We start from the raw sequence: 14,114 nt of genomic DNA on the forward strand, positions 1-14,114 counted from the left end.
AGGCTTTTCTTTATAGTGCTTTTTGGTTTGCTAACGTCATCGTTGTTGTTTGAATTTTACCGTCACGGTAATAAGTGACTTTCATTTCATCTCCAACTTTTTTGTTGGAATAAAGGTATTTTCTTAATTCAGCTGAGCTTTTGATGTCTTGATCATCAAGTTTCACAATCACATCTCGTTCCATTAACCCAGCTTCATCAGCAGGAGAAGATGGAGAAATACCCATGAGTACAACTCCGCCATCCACCTTTTCAGGTAGGTTTAATGTGCCACTCCAATGTTGCTTCGGAACTTCTGTTAACGATGCAGGGGTAACCCCCATAACAGGCCTCTTTACTTCTCCTGTTTTCTCAAGCTGATCAATAATCGGTTTAGCTTCATTGATCGGTATCGCAAAGCCTATTCCCTCGACTTGAGTTTGAGCAATCTTTGATGAGTTGATTCCAATGAGTTGTCCCTGAATGTTAATCAGTGCTCCTCCACTATTACCTGGATTGATTGAAGCATCAGTTTGAATAACATCTGCTGAATAATCAGGTTGACCATTATTATCAAGGTCGACTGGAATTGAACGATTCGTATTACTAATGATGCCCTGAGTTACTGAGCCCTCAAGAAAACCTAGCGGATTTCCTAAGGCAATAGCTGGCTCCCCTGTTTTCAAATTATCTGAAGAACCGAACTCTGCAACCGTATCCACTTTACTTCCATCGATTTCAAGCACAGCAAGATCCAACAGTGGATCTGCCCCTAATAGTTTTGCGTTAAGCTTCTCTTCATTATTTAACGTCACTTCAAGTGAAGATGCCCCTTCGATTACATGATTATTCGTAACAACGAAGGCACGCCCATCTTCTTTTTTATAGATCACGCCAGACCCGGATCCGGCTGCTTGACCTGGTTGTCCATCTTGATTATCTAAAGAAAAACTATCTTCATATTTTGTGATACTCACAACTGATCCTTGGGCCTTTTCTACTGCCTTCGTTATATCAGTTGAAACATCGTATGAAACATTTGTCGCTGACTGGTTTTCAGCGCTCTGAACGGCTGATTGGCTCATAGCCGGTTGATCTGAATTAGTAACATATGGTCCTGCCACAAGCATAACAGAAGCCCCGACCACAGCACCAAACGTGCTAGGCAAAAACCAATTCATCCCTCGCACTGCCTTTCTATCTTTCCTTGTTTGATTATGCTCATCATAGTATCCCATCACTATGTCACCCTTTCTCCCCTTGAACTGTTTATATACACATTGTAACGACTAGAAATACTTCTGTAGGGAATGTGAGAGTTTTTCCATATTCTTTGATATTTGTCGTATTTTTGTGGATATTTCCCGGGAGATTGTGGGAGAAAACGTCGAAACAAGGAACCTCTTACTTATTTCTCAACGTACGTGACCAACTGAAAAGAAGCAATCCTACACCTAAAGCAACCTGTGCAAGGAAGACAAATCCATCCCAGAAATACATCGTTTGAACAGGATACGAAAGATGCTCTACATTGGTCATTACCATATAACGAAACTGTGGAATCATATAAAAAACAAACAACGAAATCGATAATCCTACTCCGACAATGTAAACGAATCCATAAAAACCTAGAATATACTGTTCACGCTTTGATGGTCCGTCTTTATTTTTCTGAAATAGCCACTCTTTGCTTCTTTCCATTAAGTTATAGCAACCAGTGGCATTTTCTAGAACATAATAAAAGTCAGTTTTCATATACACACAGCACTGGTAAATAAATTTAACGAACAAGTCTAATAGTATGAGTGAGGCGATCGCTTGTAACCATGGACCGTGCACAAACAATTTGAAAATGATTGCTCCAAAAAACAAAATAGTATCAAAACAAATTCCTGACAAGTAGAGAAGATGTCTATCTCTTTTATTCAATCGCCAGGCATGTGTCATGTCTGTTTCAATCACCACTAGAAAAAGTCTGTGACTAATCGACAAGTTTGTAGGAAAATCATGTGACCGTACTGCTAATACGTGTCCCATTTCATGGATGAAAATCAAGATGAAGGATAGGAACAAATATGTCATCATTGAAACTGCTAAACTATCTGAAACGAAAAAATCACTATAATGAGGAAGTAATTCTGGATGTGTAATCAATAGTGTTAGATTAATGAGGAAAAGAAGTAAATAAAATTTGTTTGAAATAGGGTTAAATAAAAATTGAGCTAGTTTTGGAGAGATTTTATTCAAAGGTGATGATGGATTTGAGGTGCTTATTCCATGATCTTTATCACTTGAAATGAAACCTAACTCTACTAATTGTTGAACAAAATCAAGAACATCGATTTCGTCTTGAGGAAACTTATCTAACAGAATCCTCTCAATATCTTTCAATGTTTTCCCTTGATCAATCAGCATAATGGCTTCTACTGCCGATTCATTCATTTCGTAGTACTCTGCCGATTTTACGTTTTCAACAATATACTCTTTCTGATTACTATGTATTTGAAACTCGTTTAACTGTAATGAGGCTTCGTAGTCCATACAGAACTCCTTTCAAAAAAAAGGGTGCAAAAACGCACCCACCCTTACCAACCTGGTGGTAACCAATTACACCACCAACACGTCGTTTTCACCTTATTGAGTTTGCGAATTTTCAATACTGTCACCTCCTTTACTATCAGATACTACTGAGTTAGAGTGCTTCTTTTGGTACGCAGACCATTCAGGAAAAGCTTTTTTGAATATCGTCACCATATCGGGATCGAATTGAGTACCCTCTCCGTCGATTATTTGGGAATAAGCTTCTTCTAAAGACATCGCAGGTCGATAAGATCTTGAAGATGTCATCGCATCAAATGCATCAGCAACTGCAGTTATCCGTGCTAACAGCGGAATTTCTTCTCCCTTTAAACCTTCTGGATACCCTCTACCATCCCACCTTTCATGATGGTATCTCACAACATCAAGACAAACCTCTAACCCTTTGATTCCAGATAGAGCATCCGCTCCTACTGTAGGATGTGTTTTAATAATATTGAATTCTTCGTTGTTTAATCTCGATGGCTTCATTAAGATATTATCCGGAATATTCACCTTCCCGACATCATGAAGTAAGCAAGAATAGTTATAAGTTACAAGCTGCTCCGATGTAAAGCCTCCCATATACTTAGCTAATATCGTGGAATAAGCAGCAACACGTTGGCTATGACCACGAGTGTAAGGATCTTTTAACTCGAGTGTAGCTACAACCCCTGTTACTATACCTTCTAGTTGATTATCAAACGTTGTTTGTATAGCTTGTACATATGACAAAAATCGCTGTAATAAAATATAAGCTATTGATAAAACCACAACCAATATAAGGATTGGAAGAAAAATGGTTTGATCGTTCAGTATTATACCTATCAGCAAATATTTAATCATGGTCCCAATTGATACAACCCAAAAATACTTTCGATTAACAAATATGGGGCTAAGCAAAACGATGAGTATTTCGGCAATGTTCCCACTCCTATATGGAAAATCATTGCCATAATAAATAATCAAATCATTTACTAAGTTGAGTATTGTAAAACCTATGAAGATCATATATTTAATTCGGTATGCAAGCTCACCCTTTAAATAATATACAATAAATGGAATGAAAGATAGTTCAATAATGAAATACCATATTCCTAAACCCTCATGTAGTGTATTTGGTGTATCTATATTTACTAGTTGACTCAAAATAACACTATTAAAGAAATCATATGATAGTGAAACTAAATAAAAGAGCCAAACAAACAAGATGACAGCACGTTTTTCCTCTGATAATAATGTTGACTTTATAAATTTCCTCATAATCGCTACCCCGTTTTCAGTTTGTTGAAGGTAAAAATATATGGAACGTTGTGCCCACTTCCGGCATACTTTCTACCTCAATTCTTCCGTTATGTTCCTCAATAATCCGATAGCTTACCATCAATCCCAGCCCAGTTCCACTTTCTTTAGTAGAAAAAAAGGGCTCTTGTAATCTATCAATAAATTCATCCGGGATTCCATTGCCTTCATCACTGAAAGATAGTTTAATTTCATTCTCACTATAATTATCGGCAGTAATTTTTATTATTCCACCTTCTGACATCGCATCGATCGCATTTCTAATAATATTGATAAATACTTGCTTCAATCTATTACCATCACACCATACAGTAGAGAGCTCACTATTTATTTCCACCTCGAGAGTCACACCACTAGCTGCTGCCTGATTAATAGTAAGTTTCACGACATAATCAATGATTTTATCCACTTTACTTTCATGAAACGAAAATGCATTTGGTTTTCCAAGAATCAATAAATCATTCACAATTAGATTAATTCGTTCAAGTTCATCCATCATGATTGAGGAATGTTCAGTATCCACCTGAGTTTGATACTGTTGTAATTGGAGAAATCCTTTAATAGAGGTCAATGGATTTCTAATTTCATGAGCAATTCCAGTAGCTACCTGCCCCATAAAGGCTAATTTCTCATGATGTGCTAATTTCTCATAAGCTTTTTCAATTGAAGTCACAAAGGATAGTGAACGGTTAAGATATATATATGTAATGATTGAAATTAATCCTAGTAACGTAATAGGGAAAAGCACTTCTACTAATAATAAGACACTACCGACGATAATGTATTTAATAATCATTCCGGCAGTAACCCACATAAAATACTTTCTATTCAAAAAAATCGGAGTGAAAAACACAAAGAAAATCTCCATTACACCACCACTTGAATATGTGATGTCAAATAATGAATAAATTGTAATTTCAGTCACAAGTGTGACAACTAAATAAACAATTAAAAATACATACTTAACGGCATAGCTTTTACTGATTTTAATTAAATAAAAACCAATAATGATTAAGATTAATTCAGTCCCAATATAGATCCACTCATCAATATTAACGCTAGGTGTTCCAGGGTTGGTGGGAAGTTTTGGCTCAATAGCAAATTTATAAATACTCGTAACAATCGTTACCAAGGCAAATAAGTATAAAAATAACTTTGTAGCCTTCTTGTCTTGCTCTGATACAATTTCTCTCAATGATGCTGCTTTCATACCTACTCCTAACACTGCTTTCAAGGCAGTTACAAGATCTTTAAAACACTCTTGATTATAGCATATTATTCGACAATAATTACCAAATTCCTATTTAATTTTCATAAAGGATAAGTAAATTTTCAGGCCGGTTTTTTCCATCCCTTTTGGAATAGAAGACAAAAGAAAAACCCCGCGAATGCGGGGTTCAATTTATCAGATATATTTATTCTTCTTAATGAATTTCTCTTCGTTAATTTTATCTTTGGCAACATTCTGCTGAACCTTGAGTCTTGATAAACCCAAGCGTTTCATGACTGCGTCTATGTTCTCAGAATCTGCATTTTCTTCTTTAGATTTATCTGAGAAGACCCAGCTCACAAGAGCATTGGCCATTTCAACAGCGTAACCTTTATTACGATAATCTGGTATCAAGTGGTATCCAACTTCTAGATTTCCTGATGCGTCGCCAGTATTTTTGAATCCCATCGTTCCGATTACTTTTTCATCCGAGGTATGGATCAGTATCCCTTCCCACTTGCAATTCACTTTTGCAATATCTGTATCATCTAAGTGAAAAGGTAGAAAATCTTCAAACTGAACGTTTTCAAATTCTCGTGGAACCTCTACGTGTAAAAGCTTCTCAAGTTCTTTCTTATTTGCCATCGCTTTAATAAGATCAAAGGAAAATGGAATTATGGTCAGACGATCGGTCTGAAGGTAAGGCATTTTATTTCAAAAGTCCTCCTTGTGAGTTATTTTCAAGTAATGTGAAAATGACTTTTATCACTATACCTTACAGATTTACTTACTGTAAACCATACCCTAACAAATCTTTAATAAACGAAATTTTCTTTATTTATGTTGTCCTTTCTCTTATAGGTTATGCAGGACAAACAAAAAAGCTGCCACAAAAGTGCGGCAGCCTAGTGAGTTCTTTTGGACTCCTTCAATACATCTTCTTCTTCAATAATGGCGAGGTCATTATTTAGAATGTCCTTATACTTCTGAGCTACTTCTATAGAAATAATTTCATCCTGTTCAAGCTCAGTAATTTTCGCATGTTGCGCATATAATGAATGTTTCTTCAATGTTATTAGCTGACTCGTCTTGAGATGAGGATGTTCTTCTAATAAACGATCAAGGTTATCATGAATGTCATCAATTTCTTTTTCGTAAGAGGTAAGCATTTCTCCATAAACAGGTTCAGGTATGAAAAGCTGTGATTTTATCTTTTGAATTTCCGCGATACCTGCTTCATGTCTATGTAAGTTAGCGACAATATCTTCATATTCCTTCGAACCGCTATGCTTGGCACGTAGTCCAAAATAATTAATCAATGGTTTAATCGTTATTCCTTGAACGACTAAAGAAAATAAGACGATGCTAAACGTTAAAATCAATAGGGTTTCTCTACCGTCGAAGTCACCTGGCAAACTCAGTACAAGTGCAATGGATAGTGACCCTTTCAGTCCGCCCCAATTTAGCACATGACGCCACGAAGTTGGTAATCCCTTTACAAACATCGTGCTTCCGTAAACAGCAATACTTCGACCAACTAAGACAATTAAGAGGGCTAGTCCAATAATTCCCCATTTATCCGCAAATTCAATCCTGGTGATTTCAAGTCCAACCATTAAAAAGACGATGGAATTCGCAAGCAATGCTGCAACATCCCAGAAGTTATTGATATTTAACCTTGTCGTTGGACTCATTCCAACCTTCGCTCCAAAGTTACCGAACGTAAGAGCTGCTATAACAACGGCAATAACACCCGAAACATGAATACTCTCTGCCGCAATATACGCACCATAGAATAGAATCACGCTGAAAATAATCTCGAGTGGGTAATCGTCAAAGTACTTTGTGAGGATTGAAACAGCATATCCAAACCCTCCACCGATCAGTAGACCACCAGCAACAACTTTCACAAACTCTAACACACCGCTAGTCAATCCACCCCAGCCCATATCCATATAAGCTAAGAGAGAAAATGCGGAGATTTTGAACAACACGACGGCAAGTCCATCGTTAAATAAACTTTCCCCTTCGATCGTTGTCGAGAGTTTATGATTAACCCCCATACTCTTAAAAATGGAAAGTACACTCACCGGGTCTGTTGCACTCATCAATGCTGCAAATACAAACGCAACCGGAATGGATAGCCCTAAGAGATAGTGCGTTGAAAACCCAATAACAAGAAAGGAAAGAAATGTCCCTCCGAAGGCAAGCGCGAGAATCGGCTTCTTATTTTCATTCAAATGTGAAAACGGAAGCTTTAATGCAGCCTCACCAAGCAATGCTGGTAAGAAAATCGTTAAAATAACAAAATTAAAAATATCCCCTTCCGTAATAAACATCTTCAACGGTTCAAGCACAGGAATATTCAATAAGCCTATTAACGTTCCGATAATAACCAAAGCGATCGGATAAGGCTGTTTTAGTTTCTTTGCAACCGCCGTTATTCCAGCAGCCATAATTACGAGAATCAAACCAAGTTCAAAAATATGATGCAAGTCTAAATGTTCCATATCCTTCCTCCGCTTCTTTATTCTGTTCTTATTATAACCAATTCATATGTATAATGGAAAATCACGGAGAATTTCACCAATGGTAGTCTTCCCTAATTCTGCTGAATTCACACAAAAAGAAGAGCCCTATTAAGGACTCTTCCAAATTATATTTCTTAGTTCACACCCACTTGATTCCAAGCACTTGCTACAGAGTTATAAGTTGAGCCAGTACCGTAGAGATCAGAAGTTGCTTGTAGTAATGCAGAACGTGCGTCACTAAAGTCGCTTGTTGGAGTCATGTATAAGCTAAGCGCACGATAGTAAATTTTTTCGGTTTTTGACTTTCCGATACTTTGGATTGTCAGATAAGCTGCTTTGTTTGGAATACCACTGTTAGTATGAACGCCTCCATTATCGGATGAAGTATAGTAATAGTCATCCATATGGGACGGCTGCCCGTACGCTTCCGGGTTAGACATACTTCTTAGCGCATCTCCAGCTTGTCCAGGCGTATAAACATCCTCACCCATCAAATAGTCGCCAGGTTCAACAAAGTAGCCAAATACATCAGACATTGATTCGTTCAATGCACCGGATTGATTCTTGTATTGAAGGCCAGCTGTTCTTTCCGTTACAGCGTGAGTGATTTCGTGCGCAACGATATCAAGTCCGCCAGAAAGTGGGTCGAAAACTTGTCCATCACCATCACCATAAACCATCTGAGATCCATTCCAGAATGCATTGTTATAGTTTGATCCATAATGAACAGTAGAGCGAATCGTTGCTCCATTATTGTCAAAGCTGTTGCGGTTATGAGTACTCTTGTAATAATCATATACTTTTCCAGCGTTATAATGAGCATCAACTTCAGCCCCTTGAGAAGCTGCAGTGAATGCATTGTTACTATCAACTGCGTAGCTACCCGGTAGGGACGTACCGTTGTTCGCCGTTCTTGTTTCGATAACTCCACTCATCGCTTTCGTTGTATCATAAAGGTAATACGTACCACTTGATAAATAAGTGTTCAGATCTTTATATCCTCCATTCACGCCATAGCCGTAACCAGTAGTTGCTCCTTCAGTAACTGCATTGTAAGCATCTACAATCGAGCCATCTTCTGCATCAACGTAGACTTGCCAGTTTGCTGGATATGGATCAATGAACTGAAGCTGGACTTTATAAGTAAGATGATATGCATTATCTTTCTCATAAACTACTTTTTCGCTCTTCTCTACTTGATCAGATACTTTGGATTTTTTCACAAAGCTTGGTTCGTCACTTACAACGTTTTTAGGATTGACGCCAATATGTTTCCAAGCTTTCTTCATTGCTTGTTTGTCAGATAGCTTTGCCTGGCTACTGCCTTTAAAGTTCTTGTCAGCATTAGGATGCAAATCGCCGTTGATCGCTACAATATTATCGTTTTCATCCTTATGTACGATAAATTTCGCTCCGTCAATTTCTACTCCTTTAACAGTTTGAACATATTCATAATGTGTCATTCCGAGCTCATCCGTATTTTCACCAATAAGTTTTAAATTCTTAGTGTTAACGTTGAACAAGCCTTCATTTGATTTTAAGAAAGACTTTACTGCCTTTTCATTACCTACTTTATCTTTTGATAGTTTACCAGAAAGAAATGATGGTACGTTTCTTTCTTTTTCCCACGTTTGTTTCACATTCTCCATTTTTTCGAGTGCGCTTTTCTGTTCCGGATTAAGATCCTTAGTAGAAGCAGCTGAAGCGGTTGGAAGCGCTGATCCAAAGGCAAGGCCAGTTGCGAGTGCTACGACAATTCCTTTTTTCATAATGCTTTCCTCCAATTCGGAATGTTTAGAATTTTTATTACATTAGTAGAATATCACATATATTTTCAACTTTGTATTGGGAAATATATAGAAAATCACAGGAATATAAACGATATTTACAATCACATTTCCCAATAACATTTAGCTTGGCAAGGTGATATAATGAATCCACAACTCTTATTTTATGGAAAAATTTTACTTTTAAATAAACTAAAGAGAGACGAGCATTCCTCTCGCCTCTCTTACATTTTATATTTTACGATTACATGCTGGAAAGCTTCATCGCTTTCGATTTCAAAAATGCTTCGATTCCTTCCACTGGGAGCGGTTTACTATAGTAATACCCCTGGACATCATAGCACTCTAATTGTTTTAACGCTTCGATTTGTTCTTCAGTCTCAACGCCTTCAGCAATGATATCTAAATTCAAATGCCTTGCTAATGAGATAATTGTTGACACTATTCCAAGACTACTTGAACTACTGACCAAGCCTCGAATAAAGGATTGGTCTATTTTGACCCTATTGATAGGCAATTTCGTAATGTATTGCAAGGAACTATAACCTGTTCCGAAATCATCCATGCTGATTGCAACACCTAGGTTTCTAAGCTTCTCTAGCTTTTGAATCGTAGTATGTTCATTAAACATCGCCATACTCTCTGTAATTTCGATTTCAAGAGTCTCAGGGGCAATACCTGACTGGTCAAGGTTGTTCGTGATCGTACACACAACATCTTCTTGATAAAAGTGACGCTGAGATATGTTTACAGACATAGTATAGTCTTCACTATGGTTTTGTTGCCATGCTTTTAACTGTTCACAAGCACGCTGGATCACGATTTTTTCGATAGGAACAATGAGTCCTGTTTCTTCTGCCGCTTGTATAAATTCGTTCGGAGATATCAACCCTATTTCTGGGTGCAACCACCTGACTAATGCTTCGAAACCAATGACTTCCCCCGACTCCGTATTCACCTTTGGCTGATAGTAAACAAGTAGTTCATCTTGTTCGATCGCCTTTCGCAAGTCGTTTTCTAATATAATTTTGTGAAGCGTCTGATTGCTCATCTCTTCTTGGTAGAATGCATAGTTGTTCATATTTTTCTCTTTGACATGATACATAGCCATATCCGCATATTTTTGAAGCTCTGCTGCATTACTACCATGAGTAGGATAAAGGGCAATCCCGATACTTGCTGTTAACAAACACTCTTGATTCTCTATCATAAGTGGAGATCGAAAAGCTTCTAGAATAGATGCAGCCACTTGTTCAACATCCTCTTTATTACCGTGATTGGGAAGAATAATCGTAAATTCATCTCCACCTAACCTTGCCACAAAAAATTGCTCATCCAGCACTTCTACCAAACGGTTTCCGATCGATTGGATGACCAAATCCCCGAAATCATGACCGAATAAATCATTGATCCGCTTAAACCTGTCAAAATCAATTAACATGATTGCAAATGGAGGGGGAACTTCTTGATTCATAAGAGAAGCTAGCTCTTCATTGAAATACCGTCTATTAGGAAGCCCCGTTAACTCATCGTGGTAAGCGAGGAAATGGATTGTTTTTTCTGCACGTTTCTTCTCGGTAATATCTTTTGCTATGCCGTATACCCCTACTATTTCTCCTCCAACATTAATCGGTACAGTCGAAATATGTAAGTCTTTGATTTTATTTCGCTTTGATTTGACTTTGATATCGAATTGATGAACCTCGCCCTGAAGTGAACGTCCAAACATTCCCTTAGCAAGTTGCACCTCTTCTGGTGCCACCACTTGATCAAAGGATTTTGTTTTCAATTCTTTGAGCGAATACCCTGTGTACTCCGCAGCTACATAGTTAACACTCGCAAACTTACCATTAGAATCAATAGAAAATACAGCATCCGGATTATGGTGAAAAAGGGATTTAAACTGCTGTTCATTTTGTACAAGTCGATCTGTTTGTTCTATTTGCCTCGCAATCCCGTATCGATCAGGCACATACACTAGAATCCCCAAGCATACGTAATTAAAAGCCAAAGCAATAAGGTAGGGTTCTAACTTATCAGCTTCCTTAAGATAGAGTGTGTGATCTACCATTCCAAAAAATAATAAGTATGGCAAACAAGAAAAGACGATACTAGCTGCTAGGCTCCCTACAACTAACCAAAGTTTATAATACCGTTGACTATCATTGAGGTTTAACAGCAACAAGAAACGAACGATGCAAAGAGAAAAAGCAAACGTGATGATAATGGATAAAATTAAGTAAATGGGCTTTATTAAGATTGATTCACTAAAGAATGCGACATTGCCAATAATAAGTGTAATTATAATTCCCGCTGTAACTAGTACCGAACCAATCAAATGAAACTTGGGTTTCATCTTTCTGTTTAAGAACGTTTTGATAATGATAAAAGAAAATAGCGTGCTTAACAAAATCAACAGAATCGCATGAAGCACATACCCATCAATCGAATTAGGTATAGTGATTGAGAGATTGAACAGAAGGTTGATGATATATTGCGATAAACCTAACAGAATAGACACAATCGCAATAACCCTTCCTGTTTTTCTTAGGGGCCTTTTATTATATTTAAAAAATAGGAATCCCCCACCATAAAACACTAAATATGATATAAAAAAACCTGTTATGTAGTATGCGTATTCAATCGTATACAGTTTGATTAATGAAAGCATGAAGACCCCCGACACTATGCTAACTTTCAGCATTTTCTATTTTTGTAGGTAACGCGTTATGAAACTCTCTTCAAATACATACATATTAAAACAACCCTGAACAAGCAGGTGATCGCACCATGCTAAAGAAAATAGCAGCTGTGCTTATTGGTAGTGTTATGGTCGGAGTAGGAGTCAATGGTTTTCTCGTCCCGAACCACCTGATTGATGGAGGGATGATTGGAATTGGGCTAATCATCAAATATATTTGGGGCTTTGAAACAGGACTTACGATTATTTGTTTAAGTATTCCACTTTATATTTTTGCTTTCCTTCATTTTCGCCAATACTTTTATAATAGTCTCCATGGCCTATTACTCTCCTCGTTCTTTATCGATATTCTTTCTCCTATGCGTCACTCATTTCTATACCCTTCATTGCTTAGTGCAATCATAGGAGGTTTTTTTGTAGGATCGGGGATTGGAATCATGCTGAGGTTTGATACCAGTACTGGTGGAACTGACCTACTAGCACAGTTCATCTCAAAAATTCTATCGTTAAATGTAGGAGTAATCATTTTCCTTATCGATGGCGTTGTTATTATTATCGGCTCTAAAACCATTGGTTTGAACTCTACAATGTACTCGGCTATCACCATTTTATTTGTTGGAATTGCGACGAGTTTATTAACTATCAAAAAAGAAGTCACTTAGAAACGCTGCCTCCATTAGGAAGCAGCGTTTTCCATCAGTTATTCACTTTTTGTACACTCCAATAATGTTCTCCAAGAACATCCGAAATTGCATCTACTGTTCTACTCAGTTCTTCTAGGTTATTATCGACTCCTCCCATTTCGATCAGCATGGCATTAGGGGATATATCCTGGTTATATACACCATCAACTCGTTGTCCCTTCTTTCCGATTACTCCTCTACTCAGCCCTGGATATTTCTCCTTTAATGCGGTATGCAGTTCCTTTGCAAGTTTGAGGTTCTTTTCGTAGTTCGGATTTTCTTCACCTATTACAAATACGGTGCGAGCATATTTTTCATTATTGATTGTTACTGTAGTATCATTCTTACGAAGAGCATCTCTGTGAATATCAATGAACAAATCGTAATTTGAATTACTGCTCATTGCTGATTGGACGATGGTTCTAGATACATCATATGCCCTACCATGTTGCCATCCTTTTTCATTCAACAGGGCCCCTATATTTGAATCATCGACCACTGTCCCAATCCCTTTATTTTCAAGGGCTTCTCCAAGCATTTTCCCTACTAACGTAATGTTTGTTTTTCCATCGTTGGCAAGATCACCATTCTTATTCCCTTCAAGTCCTAGCAAAGGTAAATATGATTCATAACTATGAGAGTGGTAGATGAAAGCTACATCTTTTCCGTTAGTAGTTTGAACCGGTGGCGTAACAGGCTTTTTGGGATCTTGAATAACCAATTTGTCTGATGGAACATCCCTTTCGATAAGTAGATCGTTCAAAGGCGGAACCGACTCAACAGGAAGATTCGCAAAGCTCGTTCCTTCCCCAGCCACATGGATCTTTGCATCATATAAAGCAAACCCAGGCAGTTCACTACCAAGAAGACTTCGGATGTCCCCTGGCTTTATACTCGTAATAAATTGAAAAGCGACAAGTGATAGCGCAGGAGGCTCGCTTCCTGCTGGCAGCACTTGCGTTAAATAATGATTTTCAGTGCCCATCGCATAAATCATTGCTTCATTTGAAAAGCTCGTAACCCAGTCGTGCATCATTGAGGAAGAAAATCGATATTTCGTTTCAGAAGACGAGATAAATCCCGCAACGATAAACAAACTAATCAAGCTAATGATCATAAGGAATGAAAGTGTTCTAAGCATTTTGTTACTAGGATTACTAAATAACTTTATCGCATTTTGTTTCATAAGCTCTTCTCTCCCTCGCCGGCTTCATACTCTATGTCTATGAAACAAAAATCACATTAGAAGATTTTTTTGCTAGCAATAATAGATAGAAGCGTATATGATTCAAAATATCTGCAAAATATATTTGATAATTGAATGTGCGAAAAGTATGATTAAGAT

10 protein-coding genes are annotated in these 14,114 nt (G+C 37.5%); 1 reads left to right on the forward strand and 9 read right to left on the reverse strand.

The genetic code is table 11. From position 1 onward, the window contains the following. Positions 1 to 10: 10 nt before the first annotated feature. The 8 genes from SJY16_RS17460 to SJY16_RS17495 form a co-directional block, all read right to left on the reverse strand. Positions 11 to 1,216 carry a S1C family serine protease gene (locus SJY16_RS17460; protein WP_377891185.1) on the reverse strand — a complete coding sequence of 402 codons (1,206 nt, stop codon included), beginning with the start codon at positions 1,214 to 1,216 and terminating at the stop codon, positions 11 to 13. 166 nt (positions 1,217 to 1,382) lie between these two features. Next, the gene (locus tag SJY16_RS17465; RefSeq protein ID WP_377891187.1) at positions 1,383 to 2,519 is read right to left on the reverse strand and encodes a PqqD family protein; all 1,137 of its coding nucleotides are present in this window, start codon (positions 2,517 to 2,519) and stop codon (positions 1,383 to 1,385) included. A gap of 93 nt (positions 2,520 to 2,612) precedes the next feature. Further along, a complete protein-coding gene (locus tag SJY16_RS17470) occupies positions 2,613 to 3,818 on the reverse strand; it encodes an HD-GYP domain-containing protein (protein ID WP_377891189.1) in 1,206 nt (401 codons plus the stop codon). A 16-nt stretch (positions 3,819 to 3,834) separates the two neighbouring features. Then, on the reverse strand, positions 3,835 to 5,067 hold the full coding sequence (locus SJY16_RS17475) for an ATP-binding protein (protein ID WP_377891190.1): 1,233 nt from the start codon (positions 5,065 to 5,067) through the stop codon (positions 3,835 to 3,837). Positions 5,068 to 5,262: 195 nt separating this feature from the next. Then, positions 5,263 to 5,775 carry a GNAT family N-acetyltransferase gene (locus tag SJY16_RS17480; RefSeq protein WP_377891192.1) on the reverse strand — a complete coding sequence of 171 codons (513 nt, stop codon included), beginning with the start codon at positions 5,773 to 5,775 and terminating at the stop codon, positions 5,263 to 5,265. A 197-nt stretch (positions 5,776 to 5,972) separates the two neighbouring features. Further along, the gene (locus SJY16_RS17485; protein ID WP_377891193.1) at positions 5,973 to 7,577 is read right to left on the reverse strand and encodes a cation:proton antiporter; all 1,605 of its coding nucleotides are present in this window, start codon (positions 7,575 to 7,577) and stop codon (positions 5,973 to 5,975) included. A 155-nt stretch (positions 7,578 to 7,732) separates the two neighbouring features. After that, the gene (locus SJY16_RS17490; protein ID WP_377891195.1) at positions 7,733 to 9,367 is read right to left on the reverse strand and encodes a M4 family metallopeptidase; all 1,635 of its coding nucleotides are present in this window, start codon (positions 9,365 to 9,367) and stop codon (positions 7,733 to 7,735) included. A gap of 262 nt (positions 9,368 to 9,629) precedes the next feature. Further along, positions 9,630 to 11,906: an EAL domain-containing protein gene (locus SJY16_RS17495; RefSeq protein WP_377891197.1), complete on the reverse strand. Its 2,277-nt coding sequence runs from the start codon at positions 11,904 to 11,906 to the stop codon at positions 9,630 to 9,632. Positions 11,907 to 12,175: 269 nt separating this feature from the next. Between SJY16_RS17495 and SJY16_RS17500 the strand changes: the two genes are divergently transcribed. After that, entirely contained in the window at positions 12,176 to 12,748 is a 573-nt protein-coding gene (locus tag SJY16_RS17500) for a YitT family protein (protein WP_377891199.1), read from the forward strand. 34 nt (positions 12,749 to 12,782) lie between these two features. Here the strand turns inward: SJY16_RS17500 and spoIIP are convergent, their stop codons facing one another. After that, a complete protein-coding gene (gene spoIIP / locus SJY16_RS17505) occupies positions 12,783 to 13,955 on the reverse strand; it encodes a stage II sporulation protein P (protein ID WP_377891201.1) in 1,173 nt (390 codons plus the stop codon). Between the last annotated feature and the right edge of the window lie 159 nt (positions 13,956 to 14,114).

This window comes from Alkalihalobacillus sp. R86527, assembly GCF_042466185.1.
In the GTDB taxonomy this organism is placed as follows: Bacteria; Bacillota; Bacilli; order Bacillales; family Guptibacillaceae; genus Guptibacillus.